The organism is Gilliamella bombicola, assembly GCF_900094945.1.
In the GTDB taxonomy this organism is placed as follows: Bacteria; Pseudomonadota; Gammaproteobacteria; order Enterobacterales; family Orbaceae; genus Gilliamella; species Gilliamella bombicola.
Window position 1 is genome coordinate 57479 of the sequence record NZ_FMAQ01000002.1, and the last position, 16774, is coordinate 74252.

The 16774-nt window shown below is 34.5% G+C and carries 15 protein-coding genes and 1 tRNA gene; 10 read left to right on the forward strand and 6 right to left on the reverse strand.

The annotated features are described in order from the left end of the window. The first annotated feature begins 82 nt into the window (after nucleotides 1–82). From uvrA to GA0061081_RS02340, 9 genes are all read left to right on the forward strand, one after another. A complete protein-coding gene (gene uvrA / locus GA0061081_RS02300; RefSeq protein WP_091347239.1) occupies nucleotides 83–2911 on the forward strand; it encodes an excinuclease ABC subunit UvrA in 2829 nt (942 codons plus the stop codon). Between the two features lie 174 nt (nucleotides 2912–3085). After that, the gene (gene plsY / locus GA0061081_RS02305) at nucleotides 3086–3688 is read left to right on the forward strand and encodes a glycerol-3-phosphate 1-O-acyltransferase PlsY (RefSeq protein ID WP_209435347.1); all 603 of its coding nucleotides are present in this window, start codon (nucleotides 3086–3088) and stop codon (nucleotides 3686–3688) included. 211 nt (nucleotides 3689–3899) lie between these two features. Beyond that, complete coding sequence (gene recR, locus GA0061081_RS02310; RefSeq protein WP_091346729.1) at nucleotides 3900–4505, forward strand: recombination mediator RecR; 606 nt, start codon at nucleotides 3900–3902, stop codon at nucleotides 4503–4505. 66 nt (nucleotides 4506–4571) lie between these two features. Then, on the forward strand, nucleotides 4572–5390 hold the full coding sequence (locus GA0061081_RS02315) for a pyridoxal phosphatase (RefSeq protein WP_091346731.1): 819 nt from the start codon (nucleotides 4572–4574) through the stop codon (nucleotides 5388–5390). 22 nt (nucleotides 5391–5412) lie between these two features. Further along, complete coding sequence (gene truC, locus GA0061081_RS02320; protein ID WP_091346733.1) at nucleotides 5413–6123, forward strand: tRNA pseudouridine(65) synthase TruC; 711 nt, start codon at nucleotides 5413–5415, stop codon at nucleotides 6121–6123. A gap of 139 nt (nucleotides 6124–6262) precedes the next feature. Beyond that, nucleotides 6263–6679: a DUF4878 domain-containing protein gene (locus GA0061081_RS02325; protein ID WP_167349277.1), complete on the forward strand. Its 417-nt coding sequence runs from the start codon at nucleotides 6263–6265 to the stop codon at nucleotides 6677–6679. A 71-nt stretch (nucleotides 6680–6750) separates the two neighbouring features. Next, nucleotides 6751–7365 carry a C40 family peptidase gene (locus tag GA0061081_RS02330; RefSeq protein ID WP_091346737.1) on the forward strand — a complete coding sequence of 205 codons (615 nt, stop codon included), beginning with the start codon at nucleotides 6751–6753 and terminating at the stop codon, nucleotides 7363–7365. A gap of 129 nt (nucleotides 7366–7494) precedes the next feature. Beyond that, nucleotides 7495–7568, forward strand: a tRNA-Cys gene (locus GA0061081_RS02335). A gap of 80 nt (nucleotides 7569–7648) precedes the next feature. Continuing rightward, the gene (locus tag GA0061081_RS02340) at nucleotides 7649–7840 is read left to right on the forward strand and encodes a thermostable hemolysin delta-VPH (protein WP_091346739.1); all 192 of its coding nucleotides are present in this window, start codon (nucleotides 7649–7651) and stop codon (nucleotides 7838–7840) included. A 62-nt stretch (nucleotides 7841–7902) separates the two neighbouring features. On the opposite strand, the gene GA0061081_RS02345 is transcribed toward GA0061081_RS02340, so the two are convergent. The 3 genes from GA0061081_RS02345 to GA0061081_RS02355 form a co-directional block, all read right to left on the reverse strand. Beyond that, the gene (locus tag GA0061081_RS02345; RefSeq protein WP_091346741.1) at nucleotides 7903–9057 is read right to left on the reverse strand and encodes a sugar diacid recognition domain-containing protein; all 1155 of its coding nucleotides are present in this window, start codon (nucleotides 9055–9057) and stop codon (nucleotides 7903–7905) included. Between the two features lie 232 nt (nucleotides 9058–9289). Then, a complete protein-coding gene (locus tag GA0061081_RS02350) occupies nucleotides 9290–10435 on the reverse strand; it encodes a glycerate kinase family protein (protein ID WP_091346742.1) in 1146 nt (381 codons plus the stop codon). Between the two features lie 16 nt (nucleotides 10436–10451). Then, nucleotides 10452–11756 carry a GntP family permease gene (locus tag GA0061081_RS02355; RefSeq protein ID WP_091346744.1) on the reverse strand — a complete coding sequence of 435 codons (1305 nt, stop codon included), beginning with the start codon at nucleotides 11754–11756 and terminating at the stop codon, nucleotides 10452–10454. A gap of 319 nt (nucleotides 11757–12075) precedes the next feature. On the opposite strand from GA0061081_RS02355, the gene trhP reads away from it, so the two are divergent. Then, nucleotides 12076–13419 (forward strand): prephenate-dependent tRNA uridine(34) hydroxylase TrhP, encoded by a 1344-nt coding sequence (trhP, locus tag GA0061081_RS02360; RefSeq protein WP_091346746.1) that lies wholly within the window; start codon nucleotides 12076–12078, stop codon nucleotides 13417–13419. Nucleotides 13420–13478: 59 nt separating this feature from the next. Here trhP and proA read toward each other — a convergent pair whose 3' ends face one another. The 3 genes from proA to proB form a co-directional block, all read right to left on the reverse strand. Continuing rightward, a complete protein-coding gene (gene proA, locus GA0061081_RS02365) occupies nucleotides 13479–14732 on the reverse strand; it encodes a glutamate-5-semialdehyde dehydrogenase (RefSeq protein ID WP_091346748.1) in 1254 nt (417 codons plus the stop codon). An 11-nt stretch (nucleotides 14733–14743) separates the two neighbouring features. After that, nucleotides 14744–15274, reverse strand: coding sequence for a hypothetical protein (locus GA0061081_RS02370; protein WP_091346749.1), 531 nt, complete (start codon nucleotides 15272–15274; stop codon nucleotides 14744–14746). Nucleotides 15275–15641: 367 nt separating this feature from the next. Beyond that, complete coding sequence (proB, locus tag GA0061081_RS02375) at nucleotides 15642–16754, reverse strand: glutamate 5-kinase (protein ID WP_091346751.1); 1113 nt, start codon at nucleotides 16752–16754, stop codon at nucleotides 15642–15644. Nucleotides 16755–16774: the final 20 nt, after the last annotated feature.

A 16774-nucleotide genomic window follows, 5' to 3' on the forward strand; every position in this document is an offset into this window, starting at 1 on the left:
AATCGATTATTACTGTTATAATATACAGTTAAATTTCTATTCATTTTGTTTGAAAAACACACATAAGAAGAGATCTATGTCAATCAAAGATATCGATATTCGTGGCGCTCGCACGCACAATTTAAAAAACATTAATGTAACCATTCCAAGAGATAAGTTAGTTGTTATCACCGGTCTTTCGGGGTCGGGTAAATCTTCGTTAGCATTTGATACTCTTTATGCGGAAGGGCAGCGACGTTATGTTGAGTCGTTGTCAGCATATGCTCGTCAGTTTTTATCATTGATGGAAAAACCTGATGTAGATCATATTGAAGGTTTATCACCAGCTATTTCGATTGAGCAAAAATCGACTTCGCACAATCCGCGCTCAACAGTCGGAACCATTACTGAAATTTATGATTACTTACGTTTACTTTTTGCCCGAATTGGTGAGCCTCGCTGTCCAAATCATCATTTACCATTAGCTGCACAAACGGTATCACAAATGGTCGATAGTATTATGGCATTACCAACTGAAAATCGTTATATGCTGCTAGCCCCAGTGGTTACCGAGCGTAAAGGTGAATTTGTTAAGTTGTTCGAGCAATTAGCCGCTAGCGGTTATATTCGAGTAAGAGTTGATGGTGATGTCTATGATCTTTCTGATCCACCCATTCTTGAACTACAAAAAAAACATACCATTGAGGTTGTTGTTGACCGTTTCCGTATTCGGGATGATTTAAAGCTTCGTTTGGCCGAGTCGATTGAAACCGTGCTTTCGATCACAAATGGTATTGTTAAAGTGGCAAATTTGGATGATCCTCAAGCTGAAGAATATCTGTTTTCGGCTAATTTTGCCTGTCCAATTTGTGGCTACAGTATTTCAGAGTTAGAGCCTCGCTTATTCTCGTTCAATAATCCAGCTGGTGCTTGCCCTGAGTGTGATGGTTTGGGTGTGCAACAATATTTTGATCAAAAACGTATTGTGCAAATGCCAGAAGTTTCGTTAGCTGCAGGTGCGATTAAAGGTTGGGATCGTCGTAACTTTTACTATTTTCAGATGTTAAAATCATTAGCGGATCACTATAAATTCGATATTGATAAACCCTATGAAAAATTACCTGAAAAGGTAAAAGATATTTTATTAAATGGTTCAGGTGATACCGAAATCCAATTTATTTATTCAAATGATCGCGGTGATGTAGTTAAGCGTAAACATCCATTTGAAGGCATTATTAATAATTTAGCTCGTCGGTATAAAGAAACTGAATCACAAACTATCCGTGAAGAGTTAGCCAAATATATTAGCCATCGACCTTGTCCTTGTTGTGGCGGATCAAGGTTATGTACAGCAGCAAGAAATGTATTTATTAATGATACTAATCTACCGGCCATTAGTGATTTAAGCACTCAAAAAGCGAAAGATTTTTTCGATCAGTTGTCATTGACAGGGCAACGAGCTCAAATTGCCGAGAAAATCTTAAAAGAGATTAACGATCGCTTACAATTTTTGATTAATGTTGGACTTAACTATTTAACACTTTCGCGCTCTGCTGAAACCTTATCAGGAGGAGAAGCGCAACGTATTCGATTAGCTAGCCAAATTGGTGCAGGGCTGGTTGGCGTGATGTATGTACTAGATGAACCTTCTATTGGATTGCATCAGCGTGATAACACTCGTCTAATTGACACTTTAACGCATTTACGCGATTTAGGTAATACTGTTATTGTGGTTGAACATGACGAAGAAGCAATTATGGCCGCTGATTATGTAATTGATATTGGACCGGGGGCAGGGGTTCATGGCGGTGAAGTTGTTGCGCAAGGTACGCCTAAGCAGATAATGGCATGTAAAAAATCTTTAACAGGCCAATATTTATCTGGTAAAGAAAAGATTGAAATTCCAACTGTGCGCACCAAAGTTGATAAGAAAAAAATGTTATCACTTATTGGCGCTACCGGAAATAACCTTAAAGATGTAACATTAAATATTCCGGTTGGATTATTTACTTGTATTACTGGTGTATCAGGTTCAGGTAAATCAACACTAATTAATGATACGTTATATCCTCTTGCACAAAATGAACTCAATGGTGCTGAAAAAACAGAAATAGCGCCATATCAAGCCATTAAAGGGCTTAACCATTTTGATAAGGTCATTGCGATCGACCAAAGTCCAATCGGGCGTACACCGCGTTCTAATCCTGCAACTTATACTGGATTTTTTACTTCTATCCGTGAACTTTATGCCGGTGTACCCGAATCCCGTGCACGAGGCTATAATCCAGGACGATTTAGTTTTAATGTTAAGGGAGGACGATGTGAAGCTTGCCAAGGTGATGGTTTAATTAAAGTTGAAATGCACTTTTTACCCGATATTTATGTTCCTTGCGATCAATGTCATGGCGCTCGTTATAATCGTGAAACATTAGAGATTAAATATAAAGGTAAGTCTATTAACGAGATTTTGAATATGACAGTTGAAGAAGGGCGTGAATTTTTTGATGCAGTACCGATGATTGCTCGTAAATTACAAACCCTAATTGATGTAGGTCTTTCTTATATTACCATTGGGCAATCAGCAACAACATTATCGGGTGGTGAGGCACAACGTGTAAAACTTGCAAAAGAATTATCAAAGCGAGATACTGGACGCACTTTATATATATTAGATGAACCAACAACAGGGTTGCATTTTGCTGATGTTAAACAATTACTCACGCAATTACATTCATTGCGCGATAAAGGCAATACAATTGTTGTGATTGAGCATAATTTGGATGTAGTTAAAACAGCTGATTGGATTATTGATTTAGGACCAGAAGGCGGTAATGGTGGGGGAGAGATTATTGCTGAAGGCACACCTGAAGAGGTTGCTAAATCTAAGCATTCCTACACTGGAAAATATTTAAAACCATTGTTGGAAAAATAGTAATCCAAGTAGGGCGGCATTATAACTATTTAGCATAAATAGAGCGAGCGAAGTATAATGCCCATTCTATTATTATTTTAATACCTACAAAATAGGTTAGATACAGATTTTAGCGTACTTATTAACATTTAGTGTTCAGGTATCAGCAGCAAGCGACAAATGGAAGGAGTGAGTGTGGCATTACAAATTATATTGATGATCATAATTGCCTATTTTTTGGGGTCGCTTTCTGGTGCTATGATTATCAGCCGTATTATGCATTTGCCTAATCCTTCAGAACACGGTTCGCACAATCCTGGAGCAACCAATATTTTACGGCTTAATGGTAAATTACCCGCCATTTTTGTGTTAATTTTTGATATGTTAAAAGGTACCATTCCGGTTTACATCTCTTATCGACTTGGTATTGCTCCTTTCTTTTTAGGTATTATAGGTATTTTTGCTTGTTTAGGGCATATGTTTCCCTGTTTTTTTCATTTTCGTGGTGGTAAAGGTGTTGCCACGGCGTTAGGTATGATGGTCCCGATAGGATTTGATTTTACAGGTTGCTTTATTTTAACTTGGTTACTTATATTATTCATCACTGGGTACTCTTCTGTGGCAGCAATAGTTGGTTTTCTTATGGCGCCATTTTATGTTTGGCTATTCAAACCAGAGCTTACTTTACCGGTTGCTATGCTTTCTTGTTTGATTATTATTCGTCACAACAGTAACATTACGCGACTTTCAAAGGGTGAAGAACCGAAAAGTTATTATCGCAGTAAGAATAAAAAATAATCTAAAATTTATGCGTAATACGTTTAAATTTAGAGATTTCTTTCTGTAAAGCTGTTACGTGTTAACCATTATTGTATCGACTGTTTTTTCAGTAAATTTTTTCAACTTTCATCATTATTAAATAAAACAACAGAATAATTCTTGTTTGATAGATTATTGAAAAAAGGTATTATTAACTTAAAATTCAAATATGTGAGAACTAAATAAATTCATGCAAATAAGTCCATTATTAGAATCACTTATGCAAGCACTACGTTGTTTACCGGGCGTTGGTCCCAAATCGGCGCAACGCATGGCCTTTCACTTATTACAACGCAATCGACAAGGTGGCATAAAATTAGCTCATGAGCTACATGAAGCGATGATAAATATAGGTCATTGTAAAGAATGTCGAACTTTTACCGAACAAGAAACCTGTACGATTTGTGCAAATATTCGGCGTCAAAGTAGTGGGCAGCTTTGCGTTGTCGAAACTCCAGCTGACATCGTTGCCATTGAACAAACAGGACAATATAGTGGTCGTTATTTTGTATTGTTAGGTCATCTATCACCATTAGATGGTATTGGTCCAAGCGATATTGGTCTTGATTTATTGAAAAACAAGTTAGCATCAGAATCGATTAACGAAGTGATTCTAGCCACTAATCCGACCGTTGAGGGTGATGCAACTGCCAACTATATTGCACAAATGTGTGCAGAGTTTAATGTGACAGCAACAAGAATTGCTCATGGTGTTCCAGTCGGCGGTGAGCTTGAAATGGTGGATGGTACTACCTTATCGCATTCATTTGTTGGGCGTCAAAAAATTGAATTTTAAATTTATTGAAGTTTTAGTACTTGGCTAATCTTTATCACAAAGATTAGAAATAAAAAGAGGTATTATATGAAGTATAAAGCTGTTGCCTTTGATATGGATGGCACGTTGCTAGCCAGTAATCGTTTAGTTTTGCCAGAAACAGTTGAGATGATAAAAAAAATCAGTGCTAAAGGTGTAAAAGTGATTTTAGTTTCAGGGCGTCACCACTCTGTAATTTATCCATATTACTATCAACTCAAATTATCAACTCCCGCAATTTGTTGTAATGGATCTTATCTCTATGATTTTGAAAAACTAAACGCTTTTGCAGCTAAACCAATGACTAAAGATCAAGCAAGAATGCTATTAAAGCTAGTTAATCATTATGGCATCCATACTTTAGTTTATACTGATCAAATGATGACTTATGAAGTGTTAGATGATCATCTAGAAGGCTTTTTTAAATGGGTAAAATCATTGCCCGAATTTTTACAACCAGAAATCAAAAAAGTAGAGAGTTTTGAAAACGTGATTGAACAATCTGGTGCTATTTTTAAATTTGCAACTAGTAGTCATAACCTTCCCGCCCTACAACAATTCTCAAATGCGGTGGATGCGCTAGATGTGTTTTCGTGTGAATGGTCCTGGTCAAATCGAGCAGATGTTGCGGTTAAAGGTAATACTAAAGGAAATGGTTTAACACACTGGGCTGAACATGAAAATATTGATTTAAGCGAAATAGTCGCTTTTGGTGATAGTTATAATGATATTAGTATGTTATCTATTGCTGGATTAGGGATTGCTATGGGGAATGCCGATAACGAAGTGAAAGCAAAAGCAAGTTACGCTATTGGCGATAATAATAACCCAAGTATAGCTGTTGAACTTGAAAAGCTATTTTTCTAATTGGTTTTCAATAAAATAGACTATGTTTGAAATTCTTTATCATGATAATGCTTTAATTGCGATTAACAAACCATCGGGTTGGCTTGTGCATCGCAGTTGGTTAGATAAAAAAGAAACAGTTGTTGTTATGCAAACATTACGAGATCAGATTGGCCAACATGTGTTTCCCGTACATCGACTTGATAGACCAACTTCAGGTGTGTTGCTGTTTGCCCTTTCTAGTGATGTAGCAAGACTCATGTCAGAACAATTTGCCACAAAACAAATTGAGAAAACATATCATGCTGTTGTGCGTGGCTATGTTGAAGGTGAAGCTGTGATCGATTACCCTTTAGTTGAAGAGTTAGACAAAATTGCTGATAAATTTTCTGATAAAAATAAACCAGCACAAGATGCAGTGACTTTATATCGAGGGATTAGCAAAATTGAACTTCCTATTAAAGTTGGTAAGTTTGATACTGCAAGATATAGCTTTGTTGAATTAAAACCACAAACAGGGCGTAAACACCAATTACGTCGTCATATGAAACATCTCTTTCATCCTATTTTAGGCGATAGTAAACATGGCGATCTTCATCAAAATCGTGCTTTTGCTAATTATTTTGGTGTTAAACGCTTGATGTTACATGCTAGTAAGTTAGAGATTTCTCATCCTCTTAACCATAAACCAATCACTATTGAAGCTAAATTAGATCAAAATTGGCAAGATATCCTTGTAAATTTTAAAAAGTAATGTTTCAAAATAAAGTTGCTTTGCGATTATCTTATTACATAGTATTATTTTAACTCTTTCCTTTGATGTTATCTGTATAGTTTAATCGACAGGAAAGAATGTAAAATATTTTATAAATTAGATTTTAATGGAAATAAAAATGAAATTACTAATGAAATTCTTAAGCGTTTTTTTATTGGCACTTATCGTTACAGCGTGTTCGACTGAAGATACTCCAGAAAAAGTATCCGAAAAATTTATCACTGCAATTTATAAAGGTGATACAGATACCGTTATGAATCTGATCAATTTCCCTAAAGATGATAATAACAAAGGTATGGATATGACAATGTTAGTGAAAAGCAAAATGCAAGAAGCGATTCAACAAGGGAAAAAATTTGCTGATGAACATGGCGGCCTTGATAAAGTTGAGTCTGCTCCTGCAGAATATACTAATGATGAAAAAACCATGGCTAAAGTAAAAACGACTGTTTTTTTCAAAGATAATACTAAAAAAGATGAAAGTGTCCTATCAGTAATCAAAACTGATAACAAATGGATGATTAATCTTAAATAAAAGGTAATATAGCAATGTTATATTAGAAAGGGTAGATACTATTTACCCTTTCTAGTTAAGAATGAATTTTGATGAACTACTGTCGCTTTTTCTCTATTATTTTTATTATGCTGGCAACGGTTGTTTTTGCTAATGAGTCTGTTTATTCTTCAAATCCAACCTCTAAATTGCCTTATTCAGTAAAAGTAGGGGATTGGATTTTTAGAAAAGGTATACAAACTGATAGCCTTATTGTCAAACAATTAGGAGGTGGTGATTTTTCACATATTGGCATGATTATATCGACTAATCCCGAAATTAAAATTATTCATGCGACCACGAGTGATGATGACAAATTTCCTAATCAAGTGATTGTATCGACCTTACCCGAGTTCATAGCTCCTGAATTAGCTGAAAAATATGCTATAGCAAGACCTAATTTTTTATCTGATGTACAACAACGGCAAATTGTCGATGATCTTCTAACCAAGCGAGGTAAAGCCTTTGTCTTAGCTCCTCGCGAACAGCCACACCTTTATTGTACAACGTTACTTTTTGATTCGATAACTAAGTTTCAATCCGATTTTAATGTTGAATGGAAATATACCTATTTTCCATCATTAAGCGGTACTTATTTATTTCCAAATGCGTTTGCAAATTATTCTGATATTACTTGGATTTATAAGTATCCCGAAGCATCAGAATAATTTGTAAAAATAAGTAAACCTTAAAAATTCAAATAAAAATGAAGCGATTGCTGTAATTATAATCTATTTAATCTTGACGACTAACCAAGCCAGTGCTACTATTTGCAATCTATTCAGATAGACCTCTAAGGCGCGTTGGCAGAGTGGCCATGCTGCGGATTGCAAATCCGTCTACCTCGGTTCGACTCCGGGACGCGCCTCCATTTCATATTAAATTAATTAATATTCTTAATTATTATTTAGGTTATAGTTAATTTTATAGTCTAATTCATTGGTATTAACTATGAGTTACTTTAATTATCATGCAAAAGCGAAGAAGTTAATCAAGGATGGTTACCTTATTAGGTATGAGTTTGTAGATAATTGGAATGGTATCAAGCCTGCATTAGTTTTATATTTTAGAGAGGTTAACCCCATGCCAGTTAGAGAATATCGATGGAATGAATATTTACCATTGTTGAATAACAAAGATTAACTGAGTTACAATTAATTTTTATATTAATAAATATATTAGACTTATCTTCTAAAAATGAAGGCCTATTTATCAAGTTGTAGTGCAATGTAAAGCAATACACGATCATCAAATTTAGACAGATTCAATCCAGTTATTTTAGCAATACTATTTAGACGATATTCTAAAGTATTACGATGTATAAATAACGCATCGGCTGTTTTGTTATTGTGTAGATTATGATTAAACCAAGTTATGAGTGTTTTTTGTAAAATTCCACTATGATCGGACGAGTTTAATCTTTTTAATGGTGAAAGCAACTCTTCTGCTTGCCAATCATGATTTAAACTATCTAAAAGGACAGGTAGAATTAATTCTTGATAGTAAAAATGACGACAATGTGGCATTCTTTTTTTTCCTACTAACATTGCTGTTTTTGCTGTTTGATAAGAACGTGCAATCATATCAATACCTTGTTGAAAATAGTTTCCTAAAGATATTTTAACCAAAATTTGGCAAGAGGTTTTAATATAGCTAACCAACTTTTCTAAGTTACCTTTGTGTTCAGCAAGATCCCAGCGGTTAAATTTATTTAATGCGGGAATTAGCATAACAATTTCAGTTAAAGATTTTATTGCAACAAGTTTACTTTTGGTAATGATTTGTAGTTCATTTTGAATATGCTGCAATTCACTCATTGCAGTTTGAATGCCTAATTGTCCACTATCTATTTCTATAATAACTGCTACTAGGGGTAAAGAAATATTAATATTAAGTTTTCTGCTCCATTCGTAAAGATCAGAAACTTCATTATCAGATTGGATAATAGATAAAATAAATTCTTCTTTCAATCGATTATCTTGAGATAATTGCTTTAGTAAAAGCTCTTGCTCCATCATCATTTCTGCAGACATACAGACTAATTTTGCAAATTGAGTGATTTCTGTAGGTTCTCCTGTAACGCCGATTACTCCTACAATTTCATCTTTTAACTTAAGAGGAAAATTGACGCCTGGTTTTACGCCTTTTAATTTTTTTGCTGTTGGATTATCAATCGTTACAACTCTTTTTTGCGATATAGCGAGCATAGCTCCTTCATGTAACTCTCCAATTCGCTCTATATCTCCACTACCAATAATTTCCCCACTACTGTTCATTACATTAACATTACAGTTAATAATTTTCATTGTTCGATCAACAATATATTGAGCAAGTTTTGGGGTGATGCTAACAGATTTCATCGATATAGATTCCTAATCTTATTGTTAATCAAAAGGTCATTTTTAATGTAATTAGTATAATTTTAATTTGTATAAATGATATTTGTTTATATAATCTTTATAATTCAACTTTTACGAATCAAGATCATTAATTATGATGAATTGAGTTTAATTGCTGTTCTTTTTTTATAAAAGAGGGAATAGTATTTCCATTATGCTATTCCCCATTTACTATTAATTTATTGTTAGGATTTCAGGTTTGGGTTATTTTAATCAAGCGAGCTATATTCTCACTGGTTCGTTCTATGTTTTGAAAACCATTGTTTAGTAATTCTTCTATTGTAGAAGCAGAAGGGATAATACCAAAAATAGTATCAATTCCTTCAGGATAGAGTTCTTCAATATTTCTTCCAATGGTGCCAGCCAAAGCAATAACAGGGACTTGTTGTGCTTTAGCAACTTGAGCTACGCCAAAAGGCGTCTTACCAAATTTAGTTTGGAAATCAATTCCTCCTTCACCAGTAAAACAAAAATCAGCTCCTTTTAATTTGTTTTTTAAATCACTATAACGAATAACGATATTAATTCCTTTTTCCATTTTACTATTGGTAAATGCCATTAATCCAGCACCTAATCCACCAGCAGCTCCTGCACCAGGAATTGTTGAGACATCTTTCCCTAATTGTGATTTGATGACAGAAGCATAGTGTTGTAGATTTTGATCTAATTGCCTAACCATTTCAGGTGTCGCCCCTTTTTGTGGTCCAAAAACTCTTGAGGCTCCTTTTTCACCACATAATGGGTTTGTAACATCGCTCGCGATAATAAACTCTACTCCATTGAGCAATGGGCTAACTTCGGATACATCAATTTTTGCTAGTTTATCTAAGACTCCACCTCCTTTACCTAACAATTGATTGTTATTATCATAAAATTTAATGCCTAAAGCTTGTGCCATTCCTGCACCACCATCATTAGTGGCACTACCTCCAATACCTAAAATGATTTTTTTTACACCGTGCTTTATACAAGCCAAAATCAACTCACCAGTTCCGTAAGTCGTGGTGATCAATGGGTTACGGTTTTCTTTAGGTACAAGTTGAATTCCACTCGCTGATGCCATTTCAATTACTGCAGTGGTTTTATCTCCTAAAATACCAAAATTAGCCATGACTTTAGTGCCTAATGGGCCCATTACTTCACAAGTATGCAATTTTCCATCTGTAGCATCAACTAATGATTGTGTAGTGCCTTCGCCACCATCAGCCATTGGCACATGAACAAATTTAGCATCAGAAAATACTTTTTTTATGCCAGATTCCATTGCTTTACAAACTTCTTTGGCTGTAAGACTTTCTTTAAAAGAATCTGGTGCCAGTACAAATGTTTTCTGTTTCATAAAATTATTCCTGATATTAAATAATGAATCCATATAATAAAGTCGCAATAAGTGTCATTGTTCCTCCAACAAGGGCTTCGTATGGGATTAGTTTCATACGTTGTTTAATTGACATATTCATACTGTTACCAGTTACATGGAAGTAATTTCCTTGAGGTAATGAATCAATAACTGTAGCACCTGTATGCATCATGACAGCTGCACTAATCGCCGGTATACCCATATTAGTAATTGTAGAACCGAAAGTTCCTGTTGCTAAAATAACACCAGTTGAAGTAGATGCAGTTGCTGCCGCCATTAGGACACCTGAAATTGGTGATAAATAATAACCTGAAACCCCCATTGATTGGATTATATTAATAACTTGGCTGGCAAGATTTGATGCACTAATTAAACCTGCAATAGCTCCAGCACCGACTAAAATAAGAACAGTTGGTGTCATTTTGTCTATTCCTGATTTTGTATACATTGCGATTTTACGATGCTGCCCCATAGCAAACATACCAATCATTCCTGCAACTGGTAGCACATACAATGCGTCAATTTTTAAATTAGCCAAAACATCAATATGACAAATATTACCAATTGGGCTAACCATTAGCAGAATTATTGCAGTAACTGGAGCAACAATAGCTTTTATCAAAGATGGAGTATTGTTTTTACCTTCTAGTTCATCCTTTTTTAAGGCAAGTACTTCTTGCTCCGTGATTTTATCTCCTTTATTTTTAATTAATGAGGCAATAACAACGGTTGCAATTAAACCAAATATAGCAGGAATAAAACCACCTATCATTACATCACTTAAACTTAAGTTAAAACCATTTGCTGCGGCAATAGTATTCGGATTTGGCGATATAATATTTCCTGCTTTACCTCCACCCGATAAGGCTAACAATAGAGCTAATCGTGATATTCCCATTTTATTACCAACAGATAAAGCAATCGGTGAAACGATTAATACTGCTACAGGAATAAAAACACCTGATGCAGTAATAATTCCTGTTGCAAGCGCTAAAGCTAATAGTGCTTTCTTTTCGCCTAATTTTTTCACTACTGCTTGAGCTATCGTTTCAGCTGCTCCTGATTCCATCATAACACCAGCCAAAATACCAGCTGCTAACACTCGAATCACTGTACCCATAATACTTTGCGTACCACTAATTAAAATAGATACAGTTTGAATTAGATTAGCACCACCAACAAATGCCCCAATTATTGCACCAAAAAATAACGAATAAACAGGATTTATTCCTCGCAAAATTAAAAATATAGCAATAAATAATCCTATCAGTGCTCCATACCAAGTAATTATTTCAGTCATTAGGTTACCTCTTATTTATTTCTATACAGCTAAGTTATATTAGTGATTAATTTTATTATTGTAGTAGTCATTGTGCTATGTAGTTTTGCCTAAAAATAATAATTAAAAATTAAAAAAAATTAGGCATAGTTACAAACTGGTGTGAATTCAATCACATTCTTTACTAAAATAACTTTGTAATTAGTGTAATGCTTTATATTGTCTAGCTTGATTATATAATTAATTTGCCAACTGATAGGCTAAAGCGTAAAATGCCCGTCCTATTTTGCTTAATCTATTACTAATTAGTAATACTGACCTGAAATCAGAGGCATTTTTAATGACAAATTTATATGCAAAACCAGAATTACTTTCTCCTGCGGGTTCTTTAAAAAATATGCGCTATGCATTTGCATATGGTGCAGATGCAGTTTACGCAGGCCAACCCCGATATAGTTTGCGGGTTCGTAATAATGAATTCAATCATGAAAATTTAGCAATCGGCATTAACGAAGCTCATGCTCAAGGCAAAAAGTTTTATGTGGTGGTTAATATAGCACCACATAATTCTAAGTTAAAAACTTTTATTCGAGATTTAGAGCCTATTGTAAACATGAAACCGGATGCCTTTATCATGTCAGATCCAGGTTTAATTATGTTGGTTCGTGAACATTTTCCTGAAATGGAAGTTCACTTATCGGTACAATCCAACGCAGTTAACTGGGCAACGGTAAAATTTTGGCATCAAATGGGATTAACTCGTGTGGTATTATCACGTGAATTATCACTGGATGAAATTGCTGAGATTCGTGAAAAAGTGCCCGAAATGGAATTAGAAGTATTTATTCACGGTGCGTTGTGTATGGCATATTCTGGGCGCTGTTTGCTGTCTGGTTATATCAATAAGCGTGATTCAAATCAAGGTACATGCACTAATGCATGTCGTTGGGAATATAAAGTAGCTGAAGGTAAAGAAGACGAAGTAGGGCAAATTGTTCATAAATGTGAACCGATACCAGTGCAACAAGTTGAGCCAACATTAGGTATTGGTCAAACAACCAATAAAGTATTCATGCTTGAGGAGTCAGGGCGTCCAGGCGAATATATGCAAGCTTTTGAAGATGAACACGGTACATATATCATGAACTCAAAAGATTTAAGAGCTGTGGAGTTAGTCGACGATTTAACTAAAATTGGCGTACATTCGCTCAAAATTGAAGGAAGAACCAAATCTTTTTATTATTGTGCAAGAACTGCGCAAGTGTATCGCCAAGCAATTGATGCTGCGAGTGAAGGTAAGCCTTTTGATCCTCGTTTATTACAAGAACTTAATGCACTTGCACATCGAGGCTATACCGAGGGATTTTTACGCCGTCATAAGCATGAAGAAATGCAAAATTACGAACATAGCCATTCGGTTTCAGAAAGGCAACAATTTGTTGGCGAGTTTAGCGGTGAGCGACTCAATGGCTTAGCTGAAGTTATTGTAAAGAATAAATTTTCTGTTGGGGATAGTGTCGAAATGATGACTCCCAAAGGTAATCAAAACTTCATTATTGAACGTATGGAAAACAAAAAGGGGCAACCCGTTCCAGCAGGACTAGGTGATGGCCATATTGTTTATATTCCAATACCTGAAGATATAGATCTTAATTATGCATTATTAATGCGTAATTTTGATTAGTAAATTGGACAATAATAACTGTTCGAGATAACCGAACAGTTATTATAAATCTTATTTTGTTATTGGCGAATTAAATCATCGCCATAACCAATCCACTTATATGTGGTTAAAGCTTCAAGACCCATTGGGCCTCGGGCATGTAATTTTTGAGTGCTAACAGCTACTTCTGCACCTAGACCAAATTGCCCACCATCAGTAAAGCGTGTTGATGCATTGACATAAACTGCAGCTGCATCAACTTGATTTACGAATTGTTCTGCATTAAGTAAGTTGCGTGTGAGAATTGATTCAGAATGACCCGTACCATATTCGCGGATATGCTCTACAGCCAGTTCAAGTGAATCAACAATAATTACGTTTAAATCTTTTGATAACCATTCTTGCCGTAATTCTTCATTTTTTACTGGTAGGATAGTTGCATTACCCGTTTTTAATATGTCATAACAGTTTTGGTCGGTATGTAATACGACGTTATTATCTACCATGACCTGATAAAGTTTTGGTAAAAACTTCTCCGCAATATTTCGATGGACTAGTAACGTTTCAAGCGTATTACAAGTACTTGGACGCTGAGTTTTGGCATTGACAATAATTGGTAGAGCATTATCAAAATCAGCAGTTTCATCAACAAAAATATGACAGACTCCAATACCTCCTGTAATGACGGGTATTGTCGAATATTCACGGCATAATTTATGTAAAGAGGCACCACCTCGAGGGATAATCATATCAATATATTTATCGAGTTTAAGTAACTCATAAATATATTTACGATCAGGATTATTAATACATTGAACAGCTGTTTGAGGTAAACCAACTTGTTTTAACGCTTTTTGGATGACAGAAATTATGGACGTATTAGTATTGATTGTTTCTTTACCTCCACGAAGTATTGCTGCATTACCTGTTTTTAAACAAAGAGCTGCAATATCAATTGTAACATTTGGTCGAGCTTCGTAAATCACTCCAATAACGCCAAGTGGTACCCTATGACGGTGTAACTTTAAGCCGTTTTCTAAAGTAGAACCATCAATGATTTGACCAATAGGATCAGTTAATGAAACGACTTTTCGAACATCATTGGCAATAGATGATAGTCGCTCAGGTGTTAAGAGTAGACGATCTAAAATGGCTTCGTTTAAACCTTGTTCTTTCGCCGCTTGGATGTCCTTTTCATTTGCAATGAGTATACTTGCGCTATGCTGTTCTAATAAATCAGCAATAACCATCAAACTGTTATTTTTTATTGAGGTAGGACATTGTGCTAGTTGATATGAAGCAAGTCTAGCTGTTTTACCCATTTGCTGTAACATTTTTATCACCACTATTTTATATTGCTATTTGATTGTTTTATATTATTTATTTCTTTTAGTAATGATTGTTTATCATCATCAGTCATATAATTTAAATCTATCAAAATTTGCTTATGAGAAGCATTTTGTTTGTAGTCTATTCTTAAAAAATTATTTTCTTCAATGATAAACTCAATATTTTTTAATAGGATGCAATTCATTTTATTACTTTCATTGCTTCGCATCAAAGCATAGACAATAAAAAACAACGCAAAAAATAATAAATCAATTATTCTTAACTTACTGTTTTTTCCTACTGTTATATAGGTTTGACCCAAAATAATGTATTTTTCCGAACCGCGCAGCAATAAATAAATAATCATAAATATTATTGCTATACCTAATTGTAATGGCAGCTTTAAGGTTAAAGCAAGGCATAAAAAAATAACGAAAACTATAGATAATAGAATAAGGCCATTTTTTATATATTTTCGTTGATAAAATACTAAGTCTTGATTTTCTTTTTTCCAGTTATTTGAATAACTATTAACTTCAATACTCAATTTTCTTTTTTCCCACTTTTTTTGATAATAGTATTTTTTATTAAACGTAATTGTAATATTTTTAACGTTAATTTGTATATTTATAAATCATAAAATAATCAGGTTGATTTATTTTTTGAGAATTGGAAAATATTAGTTTTTTTATTGTCTTGCTTTTATTTATACTTTAAAAACACATACGTAATTTATTTAAAATTTCTTTTTTACGTCATTTTTTTTAAAATTTAAATGTTTTTTTAAAGTGAATTTTTTACGAGCGATTTTATTACAATATGAATAAATTCTTTTTATTCCATATTTGACCGATTAATTTTTTACTACGGGGAAAGCCCAAATTAACTATAAAGTTATGAGAAAAAATACTGCCTTATTGTTTAATTATCATATCATCTCGATGAACTGCAACAGGACCATATTCATAACCTATAATTTTGTAAATTTCTTGCGAATGATGCCCAGCAATTTGTCTTAAAGCATCACTGTTATAACGGCTAACACCTCGAGCAATATGTTTGCCTAAGTTATCACATATATCAATAACTTCACCGCGCGAAAAGTCCTTTTCAACTTTTAGAATACCTTTAGGTAATAGCGAACTGCCATTATTTAAAATCGCATTAACAGCACCATCATCTAATAACACTTTGCCTGCTTTAGGTGCGCCAAATAACCAGTGTTTTCGATGTTCTAATGGTGTCTTTTGAGCAATAAATCGTGTACCAACAGGGTGATTATTGATAATATCAATAATCACATTGGCTCTGTTTCCTGCCGCAATCACAACTTCAATACCCGCACTACCAGCAACTTTTGCTGCTTGTAGTTTCGTTGTCATACCACCAGTGCCAAGCCCTGAAACACTATCACCAGCAATGCTTAGTAATTTATCATCAATGTGATCCACTTCATGAATTAACTTGGCATTTACATCTGCTCTTGGATCGGCTGTATAAAGTCCTTCAATGTCGGTTAATAAAATCAGCTTATCAGCTTCGGCTAAAATTGCTGCTAGTGCTGATAAATTATCATTGTCTCCAACTTTTATTTCGGCGGTTGCAACAGCATCATTTTCGTTAATGACCGGAATGATATGATTATCCAACATGGCTTTTAACACATCTTGCGCATTTAAAAATCGTTCACGATCTTCAAGGTCGGCACGGGTAAGTAACATTTGGCCAATATAGATTTTATAGATAGAAAACAGTTGTTCCCAAAGCTGTATTAATTTACTTTGGCCAACCGATGCAAGCAATTGTTTTGATGCAACAGTATTAGGTAGAGTAGGGAAGTTTAAGTATTCGCGACCTGCTGCAATTGCGCCAGAAGTAACAATAATAATTTTATGTCCATCTTGATGTAAACATGCACATTGTCTTATCAGCTCAACTATTCGTGCCCGATCGAGTTGTTTTGAGCCAGCAGTTAACACACTGGTACCTAATTTAACAACAACAACTTGTTGTTTTTTATTGATCATAACATTGCTCTTATTTTTAA

Bases quoted from the DNA above. Each gene is read 5' to 3' on its own strand.
- GA0061081_RS02345 (WP_091346741.1), bottom strand. From the start codon at position 9,057: ATGAAATCTGTTAGCATCACCCCAAAACTTGCTCAATATATTGTTGAT.
- GA0061081_RS02355 (WP_091346744.1), bottom strand. From the start codon at position 11,756: ATGACTGAAATAATTACTTGGTATGGAGCACTGATAGGATTATTTATT.
- proB (WP_091346751.1), bottom strand. From the start codon at position 16,754: ATGATCAATAAAAAACAACAAGTTGTTGTTGTTAAATTAGGTACCAGT.
- GA0061081_RS02325 (WP_167349277.1), top strand. From the start codon at position 6,263: ATGAAATTACTAATGAAATTCTTAAGCGTTTTTTTATTGGCACTTATC.
- trhP (WP_091346746.1), top strand. From the start codon at position 12,076: ATGACAAATTTATATGCAAAACCAGAATTACTTTCTCCTGCGGGTTCT.
- GA0061081_RS02340 (WP_091346739.1), top strand. From the start codon at position 7,649: ATGAGTTACTTTAATTATCATGCAAAAGCGAAGAAGTTAATCAAGGAT.
- GA0061081_RS02350 (WP_091346742.1), bottom strand. From the start codon at position 10,435: ATGAAACAGAAAACATTTGTACTGGCACCAGATTCTTTTAAAGAAAGT.
- truC (WP_091346733.1), top strand. From the start codon at position 5,413: ATGTTTGAAATTCTTTATCATGATAATGCTTTAATTGCGATTAACAAA.
- GA0061081_RS02315 (WP_091346731.1), top strand. From the start codon at position 4,572: ATGAAGTATAAAGCTGTTGCCTTTGATATGGATGGCACGTTGCTAGCC.
- recR (WP_091346729.1), top strand. From the start codon at position 3,900: ATGCAAATAAGTCCATTATTAGAATCACTTATGCAAGCACTACGTTGT.
- proA (WP_091346748.1), bottom strand. From the start codon at position 14,732: ATGTTACAGCAAATGGGTAAAACAGCTAGACTTGCTTCATATCAACTA.
- GA0061081_RS02330 (WP_091346737.1), top strand. From the start codon at position 6,751: ATGAACTACTGTCGCTTTTTCTCTATTATTTTTATTATGCTGGCAACG.